The sequence below is a fragment of the Streptomyces sp. NBC_01384 genome (assembly GCF_045040035.1).
In the GTDB taxonomy this organism is placed as follows: Bacteria; Actinomycetota; Actinomycetes; order Streptomycetales; family Streptomycetaceae; genus Streptomyces.
This window is the reverse complement of record NZ_CP109560.1, coordinates 834,621-855,995: the sequence shown is the minus strand read 5'-3', so window position 1 is coordinate 855,995 and position 21,375 is coordinate 834,621. Positions and strand designations below refer to the sequence as shown.

The following is a 21,375-nucleotide window of genomic DNA, read 5'->3' as shown; positions in this document are numbered from 1 at the left end:
TTGAGGGCATCACCATGCCGGTCTTCGACACACCTGACCCGATCCTTGCCACCATCGAACTCAGCGTCGGCGCCGTCCGGGTCGTCGCGAGCGACCGCTCCGACACGACCGTCCACGTGCGCCCCGGCGACCGCTCGGACTTCCGCGACGTGGTGACCGCGGCCGCGGCCGTCGTCGACTACGCGGACGGCGAGCTGACCGTGTCCGTCGCGAACCCGCGCGGCCTGCCCCACGGCGGTGGAACCGTGACCGTCGACATCGAGGTCCCGACCGGCTCCAGCGTGCACGGGGACGCCCTCGCCGCGGACTTCCACTGCGAAGGCCGCACGGGGGAGTGCCGGATCACCACCGACTGCGGTCACCTCCACTTCGCCCGGACGGGACCCCTGTACCTGAGCTCCCTGCTCGGCAACGTCACCGTGGAGCGCGTGTTCGGCGACGTCGAGGCCGTCACCGAGTGCGGCGACGTACGCATCGACACGATCGACGGCACGGTGCGGCTCAGCAGGACCCGGGGCGCCACGTACCTCGGCGAGGTCGGCGGCGCGCTGCACGTGTCGGCGCACAGCGGGGACCTCCACATCGGCCGGGCGCACGTCGCGGTGGAAGCCCGGACCACGCAGGGCGACATCCGCATCGACGAGGTCGTACGAGGACCGCTGGCGCTGGAAACCGTGTCGGGCGCCCTCGAGATCGGCATCGCCGACGGCGTGGGCGCCCGCCTGGACCTCGACTCCCACTCCGGAACCGTCTACCGCTCCCTCGAACTGCTCGATGCCCTGGCCGCCCGGCCCACGGCTGCCGACAGGGCCGTCGAGGTACACGCCCGCACCGCCACCGGCGACATCGTGGTACGCCGGGCGGCCCTCGACCTCGACGAGGGATCCCCGTAACCAGCTCCTGGAGGAGGGGTGACCGCCTCGCCCACACCAACGACCTGGCTCGCGGTGGGGGCCAGTACGAGTACGTCATGAACGTCGGATTCGCTGCCTGATCGGTCACGGTCGTGGTCCGTCTCGCGTTTCGGCTCAAGACGGTCTGCTGAGCTTTTCGAGCAGGAAGATGAAGGACTCATACGGCTGCCCGGTAGCGTGTCGAAGACCCATCTCGCACGTGCGGTTCGCCGAGAGGTATGCCTGCGCCGGAGAGGAGGCGTCGAGTCCGGCCTTCTCGTCCCGTGTCGCGGAGACCACCAACTCAGGATGGAGCAGACCACGGTCTCCCGCGGTGCCGCAGCAGGTTGTTCCGACGGGCACCACGGTCGTGTCGGCCAGGAAAGACGCGATGCTCTTGAGGTCGCGGTTGAGCCCGAGGTGGGTCGTGGAACACGTCGGATGCAGTGCGACCGTCTCGACCTTGCGGTCCACCGAGAGATGAGGAAGCAGGTCCCGGCACCAGGTGATCGAGTCTCGGATACTCATGGTCTCCATCTGGGCGCGCCGCGAGTCGTCGACGTGCTTGGCGACATCCTCGAGCAGCCCGTGGGTGCAGGATGCGGCATCGACCACGATCGGGAGTGAGCCGTGATCGCTCCACCGCCAGAGGGCGTCGCAGATCGCCTCCGCCATCCAGCGGTGCCCTTCGACGAGACCCTTGCTCGCCCAGGGCGTCGAGCAGCACAGTCCGCGCACGTCATCGGGTATCCACAGGGGCATGCCGGCGCGGGCGGAGAGCGAGACGAACGCCTCCGGGAGTGATGGCGTGATCGGCTTGTCGGGGTCGCGGCCGAAGATGCGGTTGATACAGGTGGGGAAGTACACCGCGCGCGCCGACTGTCGCTCGGTCCGTGGGAGGTGGACCGGTGCCGCGTGGGGCATGGGGCCCGGTACCGAGGGGATGAGATCGCCGCTGACGACACGTCGTGCCGCGTCGGTCAGCTCCGTGAGAACCTTCACGCCGATGTAGGACTGGATGCCGTCGACGCCCGACATCGCTGCGCGTGCGAGCCTCTCGATCCGGCCCCAGTGCTTGGCTGCCGCCAGCCCGGCCCGCTCACGGGAAGCGGTGGACTCGGCACGGCGGAATCCCTTGATCAGGTCCCCGGTGTTGATCTGCACGGGGCACGGGATGGCGCAGGTTCCGTCAGCGGCGCACGTCTCGATACCGTCGTATTCGTACTCGGCCTGGAGCTGTTCGAGCACTGGGGAATCCTCGGGTTGCCGGGCCATCTCCCGGCGGAGGACAATCCGCTGCCGGGGAGTCGTCGTCACATTGCGGCTGGGACACACGGCTTCGCAGAATCCGCACTCAATGCACAGGTTCGCTACTTTTTCGATCGTGGGCGTGGATTTGAAATGCTTGAGGTGGATTCCCTCGTCGCTCGTCAGGATGACGTCTGGTCCGAGGACTCCGTGTGGGTCGGCGAGACGCTTCAGGCGCCACATGATGTCGGTGGCTTTGGCGCCCCACTCGTGTTTGACGAAGGGGGCCATGTTGCGTCCGGTGCCGTGCTCGGCCTTGAGCGAGCCATCGTACTTTCCGATGACCAGGTCGACCAGGTCGGACATGAATGCCCCGTAGCGTTCCTTGTCGGCCTCCTCGGAGAGGATGGGAGTCAAGGTGAAGTGCAGATTGCCGTAGGCGGCATGGCCGGCGACCCCGGGGAGGAATCCGTGCTTGCTGAGCAGTTGCTGCAGGTCGTGGGCACCGTCGGCGATACGTGCGGGAGGGAAGCACACGTCTTCGTTGACGACTGCGCTTCCTTCTGGTCGCAGGTGGGCGACGATGCCGAGCAGGCCCTCGCGTACCCGCCAGTCGCACTCGATGAGTTCCTCGTCCCGGGTGAACTCGATCGGGTACAGCAGGGTGGTGTCTGCGACAAGCTCTCGGACGCGCCGCTCGGCGTCATCGAGTGCGGCGGCTTCGCCGCGGAACTCCACGAGGAGGGCCACCGCCTTGGGATCGAGCGTGCGCCAGTAGGAGGGGGCACCCGGGAATGCCTTCGCCGCCTCGGTCAACGCGGGCGCCATCATGAGTTCCACCGCCTCCGCGCCCAGGTCGACCAGCGCGGGTACCAAGCGTGTCGCCGCATCCATGGTTTCGGTGGCGATCCACGTCACGGTGGTGAGCCCAGGGTCGGGGAGGGTGTCGATCACGACCTCGGCCATGAAGGCCAGGGTTCCTTCCGAGCCGACGAGCAGCCGACGAAAGATCTCCAGCGGGGTCTCCGCGTCGAGGAAGGCATTGAGGGCGTATCCCGTGGTGTTGCGGATCGTGTACTTGTGCCTGATCCGCTCGACGAGTTCCTCATCGGCGAGTATGTCCGCACGAAGGGCGAGCAGGCCGTCAGCAAGTTCGGGTTCCGCCTTGCGGAACTCGGATTCGGCGTCGGGGGCTTCGGTGTTGATCGAGGTTCCGGAGGGGAGCACGAAGGTGATCCCGGATACGCAGTGGTACGCGTTCCTGGGCAGCGAGCACCGCATGCCTCCCGCGTTGTTGGCGACCACCCCACCAATGGTGGCGACGTCGGCGCTGGCGGGATCGGGACCGAGTCGGCGCCTGTACCGTGCCAGGACGGCGTTCGCGTGAGACAGGATCGTGCCCGGGCGCGCCCGCAGTCGGGCACCGTCGTTCTCGACGGTCATTCCGGCCCAGTGGCGCCGGACGTCGATCAATATGTCGTCGGACTGTGACTGACCGTTGAGGCTGGTGCCTCCGGATCGGAAGGTGGCGTGTCGCCCGGTCCGGCGGCAGTAGTCGAACAGGGCGGCGATGTCGCCCGTGTCTCGCGGTTGCACGACGACTTGTGGGAGGAGCCGGTAGGGGCTCGCGTCCGAGGCGTAGCGCACAAGGTCCGAGAGCCGGTGCAGGACTTGCCCGGAACCCAGCAGGTCGGTGAGATCGCGGACGAGCTCCGCCGGTGAGCCGCCGAGGTGTTCGACGCCGACCGCATCGGGCTGCGCCGGCCCGTCCGGACGTCCGATACGGCCGGCTTCGGGGATGAAGAGTTTTTTCATGCGATGGCCTCCAATGGCCCGGCGCAGCGTTGAGGTGTCCGGGTGCGCTGGGGCAGGATCCGCTTGTTATTCAGGCGAACGGCCGGAGAGTTTCGACAGAAAGGCCATCTCGAACTCGCCTTCGTACGTTTCGGCGCCTGCCTTCAATGCTTCCGCCATGCGCGCCTGGGTCACCTCGCTGGCGACACTCACATCGGACTCGTGGGCTTCCACCAGAAGCCCTTCCGACAGGGAACCGAATGCTCCGGCATCCACGGACGCCTTGGCATGGGCGATGGCATGCGGGGGAAAGGAGGCGATGCGGTGAGCGAGCTTCTCGACAAAAGGCGTCAGCTCGTCCGCCGGCAGTGCCCGATTGATGTAGCCGTAGCGTTCCGCCAGCTCCGCCGGGATGTCATCGCACCCCAGGAGCACCTCCAAGGCGCGCCCCCTCCCCATGAGCCGCGGCAGTCTCTGCGTGGCGCCGCCGCCCGGAACGAGACCGATCGCCACCTCCGGCTGGCCGAAGACCGCTTTGCCGACGGCAGCGAAACGCATGTCCATGGCCAGCGCGATCTCACTGCCTCCGCCCCTCGCCCGGCCCTCGATCTTCGCGATACTCACCTTGGGCATGTTCCTGAACCGCTCGCCAATCGTCTGCGTAAGACGAAAGCTGCGCGTATGGGAAACCATTTTCGAAGAAGTCCCGACCCGGCCCAGGTTGGAATGCGCCACGAAGAAATCGGGAACCGCACTCTGCAGAACCACGACCCGGACGCTCTCATCGGCCTCGATTTCCCTGCCGAGCCTGTCGAACTCCTGCGAGAGGGCTTCGTCAAGGAGATTTATCGGCGGATGGTCGATGCTGACGAATGCCACCCCGGAGTCAAACTCGAACTGGAAAAGCTTGTAATCAGAATATGGCACGGGTGAGGCTCCTTTCGGGTGATGGCCGGTAGCGGATCGCCGTTGCCGGTTCAGGCGCTCACAAAACGCTGGCGAAGCTCGCCGATGCCGGTGATGTAGCTGACCAGCTCCTCGCCCGGCTGCAGCCACCGCTGCGGGCTGCGGCCGATGCCGACGCCGGCCGGGGTGCCGGTGAAGATCACGTCACCGGGCAGCAGCGCCAGGGTCGCGGACAGGCCCTCGATCAGCTGGGGAACCGGGAAGATCAGGTTGCTGGTGCGGGAATGCTGCACGCTCTCGCCATCGATGGCGCAGCCGAGCTCGAGGTCGTCCGGGTTCTCGAACTCGTCCACCGTGACCACCCACGGCCCGATCGGGGCGAACCCGGGGAACGACTTGCCCAGGCTGAACTGCGCTGCGGGACCCTCGATCTGCCGGATACGCTCGGAGATGTCCTGGCCTACGGCCAACCCGGCCACGTAGGACCAGGCGTCGGCGGCGGACACCTTCTCGGCGCGTCGGCCGATCACCACGACCAACTCCACCTCCCAGTCGGTGTGCCCGCCCTCAGGCAGCGTCACCGTGCCGACCGGCCCGCTGATCGCAGTGCGGAACTTGGTGAACACCGGTGGGAACGTGTCCGGGGTGGCCAGCTTGGTCTCTGCTGCGTGCTCGCGGTAGTTCACACCGATGCCGAACAACTGGGCCGGCGCCGGGGTCGGCGGGCCGAGGTCAGCGGGGTCGAACGCAGACGCGCCGCTCAGCTCGGCGCCCTTGGCCCAGCCCAGGAAGTCTTCCCAGACGTGGTAGACCGCCTGCGGCTCGGATCCGAACCTGCCGCCGCTGGCCTTCTCGACATCCACCGCACCCTGCTCGGTGAACAGAGTCAGTCGGCCGGAGAGGTTTCCGATGCGCACTGGCGCTCCTTCGACATGGTTGGGCGGACCTGGATGAGCGCCCGAAACGATCACTCAGGCTGGACGGCGAGGACGGTCTGCGAGACAGCTGTGCGCCGTCCACGCATTGATCCGGACCCTCAGGACGTGCACTGAGGCCGGGCCGGGCCGACACGATCGTCGCCCCGGGCGCGAACCTCTTCCTGGTGGCAGTCCCGACCTTCCAGGACGTGGGCCTGAACTGGGCATTCACAGGATCGGAGGTTCCACGGAGCCTGACATGGCCGCCGTAGTCCAACTTAGGACGGTTGAACGGAGTTGGCCTTCCGGAGCCCCCGCGACGACTCGACCGCCAATCGGGTGAAGCAGAGTGCCGTCGAGGTCGTGGGCGACCATCGACGGCCCCGCGAGCCGGCGGAAGCCGCGCCTCGGAATCCGGGCAGGGGTGGACGTCGGCGTCGAGACCCAGCCGCTCAAGCTGATCGGCGACCTCTTCGGCCCGGGCGCGCCGACCTCGCTCCTCTGGCCCCTTTCCGGCGCGCCCTACAGCCCTGCTGTCAGCTTCGTGAGTGCCGGCGGATCGGCGTCATGCGGTGTCGGGGTTGACCAAGACGATCTTGCCGATGTGGTGAGCGTCCAGAATCCGGTGCGCCTCGGCAGCCTCGGTCATGGGCAGGGTCTGGTCGATAACCACCTGTACGGACCCGTTCTCGATCAGTGGCCACACGTGGTCCTGGACCTCGGCCACGATGGCTGCTTTCTGCCCGGCCGGGCGGGAGCGCAGGGTGGTCCCGTGTACGGATGCGCGCTTGAAGATGAGTTCGGCGAGGTTGAGCTCGGCTTCCAGGCCGTTCTGCAGACCGATGATGACCAGTCGCCCGTCGGGAGCGAGGGAGCTGACGTTGCGCTGGAGGTAGTGGCCGCCGACGATGTCGAGGATCACGTCGTAGGGGCCGTGCTCGGCGAAGTCGTCGGTGTGGTAGTTGATCGCGAGGTCGGCGCCGAGGTCTCGCACCCTGGCAGCCTGTTCGGGGCCACCGACAGTGGTGACGACGCGGGCGCCGCGGGCCTTGGCGATCTGGATGGCCATCGTGCCGATGCCGCCGGCTCCGCCGTGCACGAGGAAGGTCTCGCCTGCCTTCAGGTCACCTGTCATGAAGACGTTCGACCAGACCGTGGCGGTGGCTTCGGGCAGGGCCGCCGCTTCGAGAAGGCTGATGCCCTTGGGCACCGTGAGCAGTTGCCCGGCAGGGACAGCGACCTTCTGCGCGTACCCGCCCCCGGCAAGCAACGCGCACACTTCGTCGCCAGGTTGCCACTGCTTCACGCCCTCGCCGATGGCGCTGATCCGGCCCGAGACCTCCAGTCCCGGATAGGGCGATGCTCCCGGCGGGACCGGGTACAGCCCCATCCGCTGTACGACATCTGCTCGGTTGACCGCGCCGGCCACCACGTCGACGATCACCTCGCCCGCGGCTGGAGACGGGTCCTCGACTTCGGTCCACTCCAGGACCTCCGGCCCCCCGGGTTCCTTGATCGAAATTGCTTTCATGTCTCTCCTTCTCGCGCACTGGCGGGTGGCGCAGCATGCGCCTGCCAGGCGTCGTCGAGATACTGAGGCCAGGGCGCGATGTCGGCCCGGACTATGCGGTATGCCGCAAGGGCGACCAAAGCGGTGTGAGGCTTCGGATCGGCGGGGCTTCGGGGATTGGCTGCCCATCCAGCCCATGTGTACGCTGCACACACTAAGAGACAGGAGTGTGCAGTGTCAACATCTGGCGGTGGTCGGTACCACCACGGCGATCTGCGCGCGTCGTGCATGAGTGCGGCCCTGGCCTTGCTGGAGGAGAGCGATGAGGCCGCGCTGTCGTTGCGCGCGGTCGCGCGCCGAGCGGGTGTGTCGGCCAATGCGCCCTACCGTCATTACCCGGACAAGGACGCCCTGCTGGCCGCGCTCGCCACGCATGGGTTCAACGAGTTGCACGGCCGGCTCCTCGATGCGCGGGATTCGGCTCCTGCCGGGCAGGAGCTTGTCTGCCTGGCCCAGTCGTATGTCCGGTACGCGGTGGAGCATCCCGCCCTGTTCCGGCTCATGTTCAACCGGCCATGCGATCCGTCACACCCCGAGGTCAAAGCGGCCGGGGACGCGGCGTACGCCGTCATCTCCGCACACGTCGTCACAGGCACGCCCCCTGAACTGCACGAGGCGCGTGTCACCGGATGGTGGTCGCTCGTCCACGGTCTCGCCTCACTGGTCCTTTACGGCAAGCTTCCTCGCGACGACGGCGCCATACAGCAGGTCGAAGAGCTGGTACGCAGTGCAGTGACCGCCATGAGCCGTTCGTAGCCTACGGCCGCACGAACACGCTTCCGAGCACGCATCGGGGACAGCGCCCGCGCTGCCCTCGTCCTCAACGGGGAATGGAAGTGACACTCTCTGCCCGCGTGCTTCTTCTACGGTGCGTTCACGGCCAAGGTGGTGTTCGTGCGTTCTCGGCAGCCGGCCTCCTGGCCGCTGCCGCCCGCGGGCGGCTTCCTGGTAGTGGCGGTAGTCGTCACCTGGTACACGAGCGGGCTGTGGTTCTTCGACGACTTCTCGGTGCCCGTGTTCTGAAGCAGGGGTGGTCCAGCAGCCCTGCGAGGCAGCGCAGCCAGGCCCGCCGGCGCTCGGCGGGTTCATCACGTGCCGGGCGTCGAACCGCGATGAGCGTGCGATGCTGGCCCCACGGAGCGCGCCCGGTCTTCGGACCCCGCGTCCTCACCGGGCGTGACAGCCCCAGGGCGGCGATGCGTATGACCAGGCAGCAGTGCCGAGATCGTGAGACCAGCCGGCGCCCCGCACCGAGGGACGGTGTCCCCGCCTCCGGAGGCGGGGCCTGGTGAGCGTCTCTGCTCCGGCGCAGCCGCCTGTGCTCGCGTCCGGGGCGGTGTCGGCGGCGGCCTTGCCGGGGGACGACGTCCTTCGCGAACTCGGCGTCGTCGCCGTGGAGGGCCTGAGCGGCGAGGAGGTCCTGCGACGCCAGGCACAGTTCGGCCCCAACGCGGTCGCCACGCACCGTGCCCGGGTGTTCCCTGTGCTCTGGCATCAGCTCCGGTCGCCGCTGCTCGGGTTGCTGGTGGCGGCCGCTGTCGCGTCCTTCCTGGTGGGCGAACGAAGCGATGCGGTGATCATCGGGCTGATCGTGACTGTGTCCGTCGGACTGGGCTTCGTCAACGAGTACCGGGCAGAGAAGGCAGCCGAGGCGCTGCACTCCCAGATCCACCACCGGACCGTGGCGCTGCGCGACGGCCGGGCCACGCTGGTGGATGTCACGGCGCTGGTCCCCGGTGATCTGGTGGAACTGCGTCTGGGTGACATCGTGCCGGCGGACCTGCGGTTGGTGGAGGTCGCCGGTTTGGAGTGCGACGAGTCGGTGCTGACCGGCGAGTCGCTGCCGGTGGACAAGAACCTCGCCGCGGTCGCGGCCGGGACTCCGTTGGCCGAATTGTCCGGGTGCGCTCTGATGGGCACGGTCGTCCGGACCGGCGCTGCCCGCGGGGTAGTGGTGGCCACCGGGGCGCACACCGAGTTCGGCAAGATCGCCGCCGGGCTCGACACCCACCCGCTCGACACCGAGTTCCAGGTCGGCCTGCGACGCTTCTCGCTGCTGTTGGTCTACGTCGCGGGCGCGTTGACCACCTCGATCTTCGTGATCAACGTAGCCCTGCACAAGCCGATCATCGACGCACTGCTGTTCTCACTGGCCATCGCGGTCGGTATCACCCCGCAGCTGCTGCCCGCCGTCGTCTCGACCAGCCTGGCCGCCGGGTCGCGCCGGATGAGTCGGCGCAAGGTACTGGTCAAGCGGCTGGTCTGCATCGAGGACCTGGGCGATGTCGATGTCCTGTTCACCGACAAGACCGGCACGCTCACCCTGGGCCGCATCGAGTACATGCGCGCGGTCCCCGCCGGCGGCCACGGCTTTGAGGCGGTGGTGCGGTGGGGGCTGCTCAGTACCGAGAACGCGGCGCGGGATGCGCAGGACGTCGGCGGAAACCCGTTGGACCAGGCCCTGTGGCGGTCTCCGGCCGCCGCGGGCGAGCGGGCCGCGCTGGACGGGTACACACAGGTCGCGGTGCTGCCCTTCGATCACGAACGGCGCATGACCTCGGTCCTCGTACGGGACAGGGACGGGCGTTCGAGCCTGGTCACCAAGGGTGCTCCGGAGACCGTCCTGGACCGCTGCGTCGACGTCCCGCCCGAAGCCCGTGACGCGCTGGCGGCGGAGTTCGCCGCAGGGAACCGGGTGGTCGCCGTCGCCACCCGGCCCGTCGCCCCCGGAACACAGGCCGTCGGCCCGCAGGACGAGCGGGGGCTGAGCCTGGCCGGGCTGCTGGTGTTTCTCGACCCGCCCAAGCCGGACGCCGCCACAGCGCTGCGCAGACTCTCCGGCCTCGGCATCGCGGTGAAGGTGGTCACCGGCGACAACGCCGCAGTCGCCGCCAAGGTCTGCCATGACCTGGGGCTCACCGACGCGGGCGCGATGACCGGTAGCGAGGTCGACGCCCTGGATGACGCGCAACTGGCCGAGGCGATCACCAGGACCACCATCTTCGCGCGAGTGAGTCCCGCGGCCAAGGCCCGTATCGTGCACGCGCAACGGCGCAGCCGCGGCGGCGTGGCGTTCCTGGGCGACGGGGTCAATGACGCACTGGCTCTGCACGCGGCCGACGTGGGAATCTCCGTCGACTCGGCCACCGACGTCGCCAAGGACGCGGCCGACGTCATCCTGCTGGAGAAAGACCTCAACGTTCTCGCAGACGGTGTGGTCGAGGGCCGCCGGATCTTCGCCAACACCATCAAGTACGTGTTGATGGGCACCTCGAGCAACTTCGGCAACATGGCCTCCGCCGCGGGCGCCTCGCTGTTCCTGTCCTTCCTGCCGATGCTCCCCTCACAGATCCTGCTGAACAACCTTCTCTACGACAGCAGTCAGCTGGCCATCCCGACGGACAACGTGGACGAGGACCAGCTGCGGAAGCCCTCGCACTGGGACATCGCCTTCATCCGCCGTTTCATGATCTCCTTCGGACCGCTCAGCTCGGTGTTCGACTTCGTCACCTTCGGCGTCATGCTCTGGGTCTTCCACTCCGGACCGGCCCAGTTCCGCTCCGGCTGGTTCGTCGAGTCGCTGGCCACCCAGACCCTGGTGATCTTCGCCATCCGCACCCGGCGCATCCCGTTCTTCCGCAGCCACCCCAGCCTGCCACTGACTCTCGCCGCGCTCGGCGTCGTCACGATCGGCGCAGTGCTGCCGGCCACCCCACTCGCCCACACCCTGGGCTTCCAACCGCTTCCCGAGGCGTTCTTCGCCACGCTGGTCGGCATGATCCTCGCCTACCTGGCCCTCATCGAAATCGGCAAACGGCTCTTCTACGGGGCTGCAATCGCGGCACCGGTTCCCAGGCACTATCCCAGGCGCCGTCACCTGCGGCGCCGTGCCGGCCGCTTCAGTACCGCCGCGCCCCGCCCCACGCCGGTCGACGGCCCGCCGTGATGCGGACCGTCAGCCGTGCGGCGAGCGGCGGACAGGGACGCCAGATCACCGTGCGGTGGCCCGGCAGGCGCATGTCCGCCTGCCGGGCCACCGCGGGCTCGCCACCTACAGGAGCGCTCACGTGGTTTCGGTCCCCCCGTTCGGTGCCGGCACGCGAGCAGAATTGACCAGGTCGAGGGCCGGTACGAGCATGGGGGACGGCGGCGCCGTGGCGGCGGCCGCGGTCGCTTCGCGGGCGAGGAAGGCGCCGAGTTCTCCGATGGTGCTCATCAGCGGTGCGGGGAAGACGACCGTGGTGTTCTTGTCCACGCCGATCTCGACCAGGCTCTGCAGGTTGCGCAGTTGCAGGGCGAGCGGATGGGCCATCATCGTGTCGGAGGCCTCGCCCAGGGCGGCAGCGGCCAGGGACTCACCCTCGGCATTGATGATCTTGGCGCGCTTCTCCCGCTCGGCCTCGGCCTGCCTGGCCATCGCGCGCTTCATGGACTCAGGCAGCTGGATGTCCTTGAGCTCGACCAGGGTGACCTCCACGCCCCACTCGGCGGTGGTGACGTCCAGGATCTGACGGATGTCCAGATTGATGCGGTCGGTCTCGGACAGGGTCTCGTCCAGGGTGTGCTGGCCGACGACCTTCCGCAGGGTGGTCTGGGCGATCTGGTTGATCGCGGAGCTCACGTTCTCGATCGCGATGACCGACTTGACCGCGTCGACCACGCGGAAGTAAGCCACGGCGGAGACGTCGACGCTGACGTTGTCGCGGGTGATGATGCCCTGGGACTGGATCGGCATGGTGACGATGCGCAGCGAGACGCGGTGCAGGACGTCGACGAAGGGGACGATGAACCGCAGCCCGGGCTCGCGCGGGCCGACCAGTCGGCCGAACCTGAACAGGACGCCCTGCTCGTACTGCCGGACGACACGGATCGCCATCGCCAGCCCGATCAGGACCAGGACGACGAGCAGCACCAGGACGATGATCAAGGCGGCCATGTTTCGCTCCCTCGGAGGATGGACCGCGGCGACGGGTCACCAGGTCCGGGAAGGCGTCGCCGCAGCGGGGCACCGCGTGGCGCGAGACCGCTTCTCGGTCTCACTGCGAGCCTGCTCCGCCCACCTTGCGGGCAGTAGGGCCGACAGGCCCTGCGTTCCCCGCGACCGGCCCTTGTACTTGCCCGTCTGCCGCCGAGGTCGCTCTGCACCGCGCAGGGTCCGATCCGGTCGGCGGGCTCGTCGCGAAGGAGAGCCCCAGGCGCTCGATGAACCGTATTCCGGTCGACGACGCCTGGGGTGGAATTCATAACGCATTGACACTGGGGGTTCAATAGTCGCGTGTCCTGTCGCCAGGACATCGGTCAGGGAATTGCGGAGTCGCCCCCCGGTCGCGGCCCGTCTCTGACAGAGGGCGGAAAGAATTACGACAGAGAGCGGAAAGAATTACGGGCGAGCCGTGGGACCGCCTTACTGTCGGAACTGCCGGACTTTCCTGTCCTGTCGACAGGACGGCGCCCGGCGCCGGCTCCCCGCGTGTTCAGCGGCGTACTGCTCGGAACGTCATTTCCTGGCGTGGCGCGGAGTTGGCGCCATACCATGGCGTGGTACCCGGTGCGGTCACGTTCCGGGGCGCTGCGTCCGGAGCCGTCAGGCACGTTCAGGTTGAGCCGGATAAGAACGTCCAAGGTCTGTTGACCGCGTGCGGCAGTCGTTCAAAGAATGTGAATGCGGCCGTTATCGTGAAGTGGCCGGACTCATGGGCCAGTTGCCGTGTTTTCCATCAATGGAGGAAAAACCGTGACCGATTTTGCTGACCGCTGGGGTTTCGAGGCCGACAAATTCTGGCTGCGCGGTGAGCGGCCGAGCGAGCCCGTCGAGTGGCGCGAGGAGCTCCAGCGCTGGGAGGCGTACGGCTACCCCGAGGTCAACGAGGCCCTCAGCAACAACGACGGGTACTCGGCCGACTCCGCCAAGCTCTTCAACATCGACGAGGAGATGGCCAAGTACTTCGACGGCGACCTGGCGCAGATGACCGGGCCGGAGCATGCGAACCTCCGCAAGCAGGTCAGCAACGCCTTCAGCCCGCAGTTCATGGCGCACCTCGAGTCCCGGGTCCACGCTCTCGCCTCCGAGTACGCCGACACGCTGGAGAAGTTCGCCAAGTTCAACCTGCTGAGCGACTTCGTCGACCACGTGGCGGGCATCATCTTCAGCGAGCTGCTCGGCATACCGGCCGAAGACCGGACCATGTTCAAGCTGGTCGACCAGAACATGGACCAAGAGGCCCAGATGACTCAGGTCGACCAGGGCACCGAGGACGGCTACTTCGAGCAGCTCATCAAGCCGCTGCAGCCGCTGCGCGAGATGCTCGGCGCGCATGTCGACGCGAAGACGAAGGACCCGAAGGACGACCTGATCACCCTGCTGAGCCAGGTCAAGAAGATCGACGGCAGCCCGATGACCCGGGACCAGATCATCAACTTCATCATCGGCATCCTGGGCGCCGGACACCTCGCCACACCCTTGCTGGTCGGCAACACCATGCTGTGCCTGGAGTCGTTCCCGGAGCAGTACGAGCTGGTCAAGGCGGACCGCTCGCTCATCCCGGGCATGCTCGAGGAGACGATGCGCTTCCTGACTCCGGGCGCCGCCTCCTACCGCGCGACCCTCCAGGACGTGGAGCTCGGCGGCAAGCAGATCCCCAAGGACACCCTGATCCGTGTGTACCTCGGGGCGGCCAACCGCGACCCGCGCCAGTTCCCCGACCCGGACACCTTCGACATCACCCGCAGCCCCAACCCTCACCTCGGGTTCGGGCGGGGCGCCCACTACTGCATGGGCGGGCAGATGGTCCGGGTCGAGACCCGGGTCGTGTTCGAGGTCCTCTTCGACCGCTTCCCGAAGCTGCGCGTCGACCCGAACATCCCGCCGCTCTTCTTCAACTCGCCGGACTTCACCGGCGTGCGCTCGGGCGGTCTGTACGTCCGTGTCGACTGACCACTCCCTTCTGGTCCCTTCCCGTCTCTTCCCGGGAACGCGAGAAGTGCTCCTGAACGGCATCGGCACGACGCGTCGAACGTCGGGTCCGCTGCTGTCACGGGAGCACTTCTCGCTGTGCGCGTCAGTGCGTGTCAGGGAACGCGCAGGTAGGACCGTCCGGCGAGATTGATGGTCTCGATGGCGCCCGAGGCGTCGCGCGAGAAGACGCCGCGCATGCCCGCCAGTGGTCCGCTGGTGACGATGTACTGGTCGTTGGCGTCAGAGAGCATCCCGAACTCCGACGGTTCAAAATCCGGTGCCTTGCCGATGACCTCGAGCGCTTCGGCGGTGACCTCGAAGTCGAGCAGGAGCTGTTCGCCGTCCGCCCTGACGATCGCGCGCCCCGTCGCGGTCTCGTAGGTGCCGACGAGTTCGCGCGCCCGCGCCTCGTCGAAGGGGAGCGGCTCCGGGTCGCGGTCGACCACCCCGAGGTACGTCTCGAGCGCCCAGCGCACCACGTCCTGGTTGTACGGGATTCCGTTCGGGCCCGCCGTGGCGACCGTGACCACGGCGAAGTTCCTCTCGGGCACGAGCAGGAGCCACGAGTACTGGCCGACCATCGAACCGCCGTGGCCGACGGTGCGGACCCCGCCGGTGGTGCGCAGGAACCAGCCCAGCCCGATCCCGTCACCGAAGTAGTCGCCCTCCACCTCGGTCGTCGGCTGCTGCATCTGGACGAGCAGTGCGCGCGGCAGCACGTCCGCGCCGTCCGAGAGGTGGAAGCGGGCCCAGCGCAGCTGGTCGCCGATCGTCGAGACGATGCCGCCGGACGGATCCGCGTAGCGCTCCGCCACCCAGTCGGTGGTGATGTCGAGCGTCCCGTCCGCCTGCGCGGCGTGCCCCATCGCCACATGCCCGGTCGGTTTCCTGGTCATGAAGGTGGCCGTGGTCAGCCCGACCGGATCGAGGACCAGCGACCGCATGGCTTCCTCGTATGCCGTCCCTGTGAGCGACTCCATGATTAAGCCGGCGATCGCGAACCCCGCGTTCTTGTACGCGGCATGCCGGCCGGGCGGTGTCTCCACGGGAACACCGGCCATTCCCGCGACGTAACTCCCGAGGCTGCCGTCCCCGCCTTCGGGCAGGTAGTCGCTCCACCCCGCGGTGTGGTTGAGCAGGTGTGTGATCGTCACGGCGGCGGCCGCGTCCTCGTCCGAGAGCCGGAAGCCGGGAAGGTAGCGCCGGACCGGCGCGTCGAGGTCGATCTTCCCCTCGGCGACCAGACGCATGATCGCCGTGGCGGTGTAGGTCTTGGTGATCGAGCCGAAGTGGAAGAGCGTGTCGCCATCGAGCGGGCGCGCGTCCTCGACGCTTGTGGTGCCGTGGAAGGCGTAGCTCTCCTCCCCGTCGGCGAAGACCGCGATGGCGGAACCGGGAATGTTGAACTCGCTCGCCTTGGCCGAAAGGAAGCGATGGAGCGGAGTGTCGGTCATGAATCCTCCAAGGACGTTGTCAACGTAGGGGATGTCGGCGTGAGTTGGGGTGAGTTCGGGGCGGGAAGCGGGTGTTCGCCGGTCGCGGCGGCAGGTGGCCGGCAGGCAGGAAGGCAGGAAGGCAGGAAGGCAGGAAACGCCGGGCCGCGCCGAGTGAGCGCGGGCCCTTCGTTCCCCGTTCCCGCCGGCCGGGCTGACAACGCCCCTCTTGAGCTCGGCCGGCGGGCGGATCTCAGGCGGCGGTGGCGCGGCGGACGGTGATGTCGCCGACTCCGGACCGCGCCCGGACCTCGATGGTCTCCTCGGACGTGGCGGGGCCCTCGGTCTCGTCCAGCAGCTGACGCACCCGGCCGAACTTGGACTGCACGTCCAGCCAGGCGGTGGTCGACTTCCGGATGCCGATGTCGATGTTCCCGGCGCCGGTCTCCAGGACGACCTGGCCGCGGGCGACCTCGTCGATACGGATGCTGCCGTTGGCCGTCCTGGCGTTGAGCCCGGCGTGGGCCCGGCCGATGGCGATGGCGCCGTTGGCGGTCTTGGCGCGCAGCTCGCCGACGACCTCGTGAAGGGTGATCTCGCCGTTGGAGTTGGCGATGGTGGCGGTTCCGGTGATCTCACCGACGCGCAGCCGGCCGCTGCCGGAGAGTTCGGCGTTCCCGCTCACCCGGTCGACCAGGATGTCGCCGTGGGAGGTGCCGAGGTGCGCGGTGCCGGCGTGCTCGATCTGGATGTCACCCGTGGCGACCTTGATGCGGCACTCGCCCAGCTCTCCCTCGCACAGGAAGGCGCCCACCGCCGCACCGCCGGAGACCTGGGAACCCACCGGGAGTTCGACGACGACCTCGATCGCGCCGGGGCTGCCGAACAGGGAGCGCTTCTTCGTCTTGGGGCCTCGTACCGTCAGCCGGCCGCCCGAGTAGTCGACCTTGGTCTGCTCCGCGGCCTTGACGTCGGCGTCCTTGGTCCCGTCGGCCGGGCGTACCACGACGGTGGTGTCGGCGCGCTTGCCGGTTACGATCTTGGCGTTTCCGACCTCGATCTCGATGCTGGCGGAGATCGGCTCGGGGGTCGTGTAGGTCTCGGAAATAGACATGGCTGTCCCGTCCTCATGACTCGTGGGGTGGATACGTGCCGTGAAGTACTGCTGTGACGTGCTGTGTTGTTGTGTGCGGTGCGGTGCGGTGCGGTGCGGTGCGGTGCGGTGCGGTGCGGTGCGGTGCGGTGCGGTGCGGTGCGGTGCGGTGCGGTGCGCGGCGGGGCCGGGCCCGGTCGGTCAGTGCACCCAGCCGGTGTAGCTCCCGCCGCCCATGCGGACGGGGCGCGGCGGGGGCGCGCTGTCCCCGGCAGGGGCCAGCGAGGCCGCGACGGCTCGTACGAGCCAGGCGTTGACCGACAGGCCACTGTGGCTCGCCGCCTCTTCGACCCGGGCCTTCAGGGGGGCCGGGAGGCGGAAGTTGATGCGGGACGTGTTGCCCTCGTCGGTGTCGACCGGGGCCGGCGGCGCGAAGGAGGGCGGCGCCGCGGCGGGGGCCGGCTCCTCGTACGGCTCGGACGTCGGCGGCAGTGTCACCACGAACTGGGGGTCGAGCCCCCGCAGCCGGAGCTCCACCGAACCGGGCGCGAGGTCACGGGTGATCTCGTCCATCGCGGTGGACAGGGCGTTCAGGAGAGTGAGGCGGGCGGCCGACTCCAGGGGGGCGGTCAGCCGCTCGGCCAGCGCGCGGGTTTCGTCACTACCGGTGTCGGCGGCGACGGCGAGCTCGTGCCGGAGTTGCTCGACGTGAGGCGTCAGGTCCATGGCTCTAGAGTGGCGCCATCTTGGCGCCATGTCAAGGGTCAGTGGTGCCATGTGGGTCGGTGGAGACTGTCCATGTGCGCACATGTGCTCCTGACCTGCACCTTTCCCTTGGTGTCAGCGGTGACGCCAAGTGGCGTCACCGTAGTGCCACCGTGGCGTCGTCATGCGGTACCGCCCCACGACGAGGCGAGGCCCGCCCCCAGGGGGACGGGCCTCAACCGGCGTGCGGGTGTTTCAGACGAGCTGAGCGGTGAACTCCCGCTCGCGCTTGATCTCGGCTGTGGTCGTGGTGATGCGACCGGTGGCGCGCCGCAGGATCGGCGGAGCCATCACCGACGTCACCACCGCGACCAGGACGATGACGGTGTACGACGCGGTGTTCAGGACTCCGAGGCGCAGGCCGACGGAGGCCAGGACGATTTCGACCACGCCCCGGGCGTTGAGACCCGCGCCGATGGCGAGGGCCTCGAGGCGGTCCAGCCGGCCGAGCCGAGCGCCGAGGTAGCCCCCGGCGAACTTGGCTCCGATGGCCACGGCCAGGGTGATCACGGCCGCGAGCAGTACCCGGGGACGGCCCAGTGTGGTGAGGTCCACCTGCAGTCCGGCCGTGGCCAGGAAGAGCGGAGCGAGCGTCGCCATGACGAAGGTCCGCATGGAGTCGAGCGACCTGCGGCTCGCCGAGCCCAGGGATCCCACCACGATGCCGCACAGGAAGGCGCCGAGGATGGGCTCCATGTTCAGCGCCTGCGTCCCGGCGGCGGACAGCATGATCAGTACGAAGATGAGGGAGAGGCCGGCACCGGGCCGGCCCGGCCGCTCGGCGGGACGCAGTACCCGCTTGACGAGCGGACGGGCGACGACCGTGACCGCCAGCACGACGAGCAGGTAGGCGACGGACTCGACCACCACACCCGCCCGCAGACCGTGCGTCGCCATCGCCGACACGATCGACAGCAGCAGCCAGCCGACGATGTCGCTGACCGCGGCCGCCCCGACGATGATCTGTCCCACGTTGCGGTGCAGCAGCCCCATGTCGAACAGCGTCTTGGCGATCACCGGGAGCGCGCTCACCGCGACCGCCACGCCGATGAACAGGGCGAAGGTGGTGCGGCCGCCGGTGCCTCCCATCAGCGAGCCGGGCAGGAGGAAGCCCAGCGCGAAGCCGAGTGCGAGGGGCAGGAGCACGCTGCCCATACTGACCAGACCGATGGCCCGCCGTTTCCGGCCGAGAAGTGCCAGGTCGATGTGTGCGCCGGTGATGGCGACGAGCAGCAGGACACCCAGTTGCGCCACGGCGCTCAGCAGATGCATCTGCTCCGGATCCCGTGGCAGCAGCCAGTGCGACAGGCCGGGCGCGACGTTTCCGAAGAGGGAGGGACCGAGTACCACGCCAGCCGTGAGTTCACCCACCACGGGAGGCATGCGCAGGCGCACCGCCACTCTCCCGAGCCCGGCCGCAACCGCTATCAGGAGACCTGTCTGCAGCATGAACACCAGCATTTGATGGTGCGTTATGCCGGGAACCGAGCCCGAAGCCAGCGTCATCGTTTTCCTTTCTGAGATGTCATCACTGGCGGGACGCCGCCGCCTCAGACTCCGGCCACGGCATTCAGGAGTGCGGCAGCGACGCCGGAGGGGTTGGCGCCGGCCAGCAGATGGCCACCGGGCAGTCGCCGCACCGCGCAGGCTCCGGTGGTGTGACGCGCCCATGTGTGCAGTGCGAACAGCGAGCCGTCGGATTCGCCGCCGAGGACGTACACGTCGCCGGAGATCGCCGTGGTGCGCGTGGTGTCGATGAAGGACCGGGACAGGAGCAGGTCGGCGCGGATCATCGGAAAGGCACCGGAGGCCAGTTTCGGATCGTTCACCACTTCGGCGGGAATGGCACCGCCCATGGACGTCAGGGTCGCCACCGCCGTTTCGAGGGTGTCGACATCCCGGGCGTCGATGTTCCGCTGCACCGACGGAGGCGAATTGGACGCCGCGATCAGCACCGGTCGCCGCCCTGGGCCCATGGCTGAGGCGACGGCGAGGCCGACGTAGGCACCGAGGCTTTCCCCGTAGATGGCGTCCACGGGCCCGTCGAGCTGCGCCAGCACGTCGGACACGGCGCGGTGGGCGCTCGTGAGGAACGGCTCCGAGAAGCGGCGGCCGTGGCCGGGCAACTCCACCGGACGCACATCGATCTCGTCGGACAGGGCCCGGCGCAGCCGACGGAAGTAACCCGCGCCGCAGCACGAGGGGGGAACAAGGGCGACCACAGGTCTCATTGGGTTCTGGCCCATCGCATCGACATCACCGGCCTCGTTCGGGACCCCGGCCCCGGGGCGGGGGCGTCATCGGCTCCCGCGGCGGTCCGGAAGCCTCCAGAAGCCTCCAAAAGCCCCCAGGAGCCGATGACGGCGTGTCACCGTGGCCCGTCAGCGCGCCGCCGTGCGGAACGGAGTTCCCCGGAGCGTCTCGCCTGCGATCTTGTTGTGGCCGTACTCGTCGCGGCCCCGGGCCAGGACGGCTCCCCACTTCTCCAGCGAGATGTTCCCGCCGTATTCCTCGATCTGGTCCGTGCCGGGATACACGCGCACCTTGGTGGGCACGTACCGCGTGGCGAAGCCCATGCGATAGTCCTTGCCCTTGCTGGTGTTGGGCAGGGAAGCGTGCATCAGCGTCGACCAGAAGATCACACACTGGCCTCGCTCCATGACGAGGGAGTAGGCGTCCTCTTCGTTCGGCTTCCAATCGGGGTCGATCTGAAGCTGACGGTAGTCGTATCCGAAGAAGCCGCGCTGGACGCCGTCCTTGACCTCCCCGTTGATCCGGCTCTCGTCCCAGGCCATGTTCTTGGTCTCGTCGTAGTTCATCTTGTTCTGCGTGCCCGGAATGATCTGCAGGCAGCCGTTCTCACGCGTCGAGTCCGTGAACGCGGTCCACACCGTGATCGTGCCGGCGCCGAAGTCGTCCTCCGACTCTCCGGGCCACAGGAGTTGCGGCTTTCCGCTGGCGTTGGCGAAGGTGTCCGCCTGGTGCCAGTCGGTGCCCTCGTCCCCGGGGTACTTGGGGAAGAACTCGGTGCGCCAGCACAGCAGGTCGGGCCCGAGGATCGATGCGACCCGGTCCACGATCTTCTGATTGCAGATGTGTTCGGCCAGCCGGTCGATGTCGAGGTGCCGGTCGTAGTTGACGATGTTCGGCGCCCCGAGAGCCGGAGCCTCCGGATAGGCGGCGTGGCTGCGGTCCAGGGTCTCCCTCTGGGCCTGCTTCCACAGCTGGTCCATCTCCTCGGGGGTGTAGATGGTCAGCGGCCCTATGTAGCCGTTCTTGTGGAAGAACGCGAGCTCATCGGCGGACAGGGCGAAAGCGCCCTGCTCGATGCTGGTTGCCATGCTGTGCCTTCCTTGCGTCGGCTATGCGGATGTCCGGACCGGCTGTGCCTTGGCCGCAGCCATGGAGAGTGTTTCTTCGTAGGCGACCTTCATGACGAGTCCTACGCCGAACGAGTCTTCGAGGTACTTGTTGAGCTTGGCGAAGGCGAGCGAATGGCCACCGATATCAAGAAAGTTGTCGGACCCGACGATTTCCGGATCCTCGAGTTCCGCGCGCAGCCATTCAAGTACGGATCGCTCCACAGTCGAACTGTCGGAGGAGAGGGCCGCGGCGTCGTGAGATATGGAAGACGGCATGGGAACGTCCTTCTGCGTTTTCTTCGTGGTCCCGACCGCTCCTGAACATACCTGTCTGTAAGGGAATGGGGAACCGGGACAAGATGTGAATCAGCACCGCGGTGGCGCGGATGCACTTCCGGATCCGAAAGTGTCCTGTCGCCAGGACGGCGCGGCAGCCCCG

General features: G+C 68.0%; 17 protein-coding genes. 5 read left to right on the top strand and 12 right to left on the bottom strand.

Going from position 1 to position 21,375, the window contains the following annotated elements; all coding sequences use genetic code 11:
* The first annotated feature begins 14 nt into the window (after window positions 1-14).
* Entirely contained in the window at window positions 15-893 is an 879-nt protein-coding gene (locus tag OG747_RS51585) for a DUF4097 family beta strand repeat-containing protein (protein ID WP_331743272.1), read from the top strand.
* Between the two features lie 135 nt (window positions 894-1,028).
* Here the strand turns inward: OG747_RS51585 and OG747_RS51580 are convergent, their stop codons facing one another.
* From OG747_RS51580 to OG747_RS51565, 4 genes are all read right to left on the bottom strand, one after another.
* Window positions 1,029-3,956, bottom strand: a complete 2,928-nt coding sequence (locus OG747_RS51580; RefSeq protein WP_331743275.1) for an FAD-binding and (Fe-S)-binding domain-containing protein — start codon at window positions 3,954-3,956, stop codon at window positions 1,029-1,031.
* Window positions 3,957-4,022: 66 nt separating this feature from the next.
* Window positions 4,023-4,862: an enoyl-CoA hydratase/isomerase family protein gene (locus OG747_RS51575; RefSeq protein WP_331743278.1), complete on the bottom strand. Its 840-nt coding sequence runs from the start codon at window positions 4,860-4,862 to the stop codon at window positions 4,023-4,025.
* Window positions 4,863-4,912: 50 nt separating this feature from the next.
* Window positions 4,913-5,758, bottom strand: coding sequence for a fumarylacetoacetate hydrolase family protein (locus OG747_RS51570; protein ID WP_331743281.1), 846 nt, complete (start codon window positions 5,756-5,758; stop codon window positions 4,913-4,915).
* A 565-nt stretch (window positions 5,759-6,323) separates the two neighbouring features.
* Window positions 6,324-7,289, bottom strand: coding sequence for an NAD(P)H-quinone oxidoreductase (locus OG747_RS51565; RefSeq protein WP_331743284.1), 966 nt, complete (start codon window positions 7,287-7,289; stop codon window positions 6,324-6,326).
* A gap of 213 nt (window positions 7,290-7,502) precedes the next feature.
* Here OG747_RS51565 and OG747_RS51560 point away from each other — a divergent pair, with 213 nt between their 5' ends.
* The 3 genes from OG747_RS51560 (at window position 7,503) to mgtA (ending at window position 11,274) form a co-directional block, all read left to right on the top strand.
* Window positions 7,503-8,084, top strand: a complete 582-nt coding sequence (locus OG747_RS51560; RefSeq protein WP_331743287.1) for a TetR/AcrR family transcriptional regulator — start codon at window positions 7,503-7,505, stop codon at window positions 8,082-8,084.
* Between the two features lie 90 nt (window positions 8,085-8,174).
* Window positions 8,175-8,351, top strand: coding sequence for a DUF6529 family protein (locus OG747_RS51555; protein WP_331744964.1), 177 nt, complete (start codon window positions 8,175-8,177; stop codon window positions 8,349-8,351).
* Window positions 8,352-8,616: 265 nt separating this feature from the next.
* Window positions 8,617-11,274, top strand: a complete 2,658-nt coding sequence (gene mgtA / locus OG747_RS51550; RefSeq protein WP_331765211.1) for a magnesium-translocating P-type ATPase — start codon at window positions 8,617-8,619, stop codon at window positions 11,272-11,274.
* A 117-nt stretch (window positions 11,275-11,391) separates the two neighbouring features.
* On the opposite strand, the gene OG747_RS51545 is transcribed toward mgtA, so the two are convergent.
* Window positions 11,392-12,264, bottom strand: a complete 873-nt coding sequence (locus OG747_RS51545; protein ID WP_331743291.1) for a slipin family protein — start codon at window positions 12,262-12,264, stop codon at window positions 11,392-11,394.
* 798 nt (window positions 12,265-13,062) lie between these two features.
* Here OG747_RS51545 and OG747_RS51540 point away from each other — a divergent pair.
* Complete coding sequence (locus OG747_RS51540; RefSeq protein WP_331743293.1) at window positions 13,063-14,262, top strand: cytochrome P450; 1,200 nt, start codon at window positions 13,063-13,065, stop codon at window positions 14,260-14,262.
* 134 nt (window positions 14,263-14,396) lie between these two features.
* Here the strand turns inward: OG747_RS51540 and OG747_RS51535 are convergent, their stop codons facing one another.
* The 7 genes from OG747_RS51535 to OG747_RS51505 form a co-directional block, all read right to left on the bottom strand.
* The gene (locus OG747_RS51535) at window positions 14,397-15,737 is read right to left on the bottom strand and encodes a serine hydrolase domain-containing protein (protein WP_331743295.1); all 1,341 of its coding nucleotides are present in this window, start codon (window positions 15,735-15,737) and stop codon (window positions 14,397-14,399) included.
* 232 nt (window positions 15,738-15,969) lie between these two features.
* Entirely contained in the window at window positions 15,970-16,830 is an 861-nt protein-coding gene (locus OG747_RS51530) for a DUF4097 family beta strand repeat-containing protein (protein WP_331743297.1), read from the bottom strand.
* Window positions 16,831-17,010: 180 nt separating this feature from the next.
* Window positions 17,011-17,535, bottom strand: coding sequence for a hypothetical protein (locus tag OG747_RS51525; RefSeq protein WP_331743299.1), 525 nt, complete (start codon window positions 17,533-17,535; stop codon window positions 17,011-17,013).
* A gap of 234 nt (window positions 17,536-17,769) precedes the next feature.
* Window positions 17,770-19,023: a cation:proton antiporter gene (locus OG747_RS51520; RefSeq protein ID WP_405886412.1), complete on the bottom strand. Its 1,254-nt coding sequence runs from the start codon at window positions 19,021-19,023 to the stop codon at window positions 17,770-17,772.
* Window positions 19,024-19,124: 101 nt separating this feature from the next.
* Window positions 19,125-19,796: a thioesterase II family protein gene (locus tag OG747_RS51515; protein WP_405886410.1), complete on the bottom strand. Its 672-nt coding sequence runs from the start codon at window positions 19,794-19,796 to the stop codon at window positions 19,125-19,127.
* A gap of 159 nt (window positions 19,797-19,955) precedes the next feature.
* Complete coding sequence (locus tag OG747_RS51510) at window positions 19,956-20,915, bottom strand: chlorinating enzyme (RefSeq protein ID WP_331743305.1); 960 nt, start codon at window positions 20,913-20,915, stop codon at window positions 19,956-19,958.
* A 21-nt stretch (window positions 20,916-20,936) separates the two neighbouring features.
* Window positions 20,937-21,212 (bottom strand): acyl carrier protein, encoded by a 276-nt coding sequence (locus OG747_RS51505; protein ID WP_331743307.1) that lies wholly within the window; start codon window positions 21,210-21,212, stop codon window positions 20,937-20,939.
* Between the last annotated feature and the right edge of the window lie 163 nt (window positions 21,213-21,375).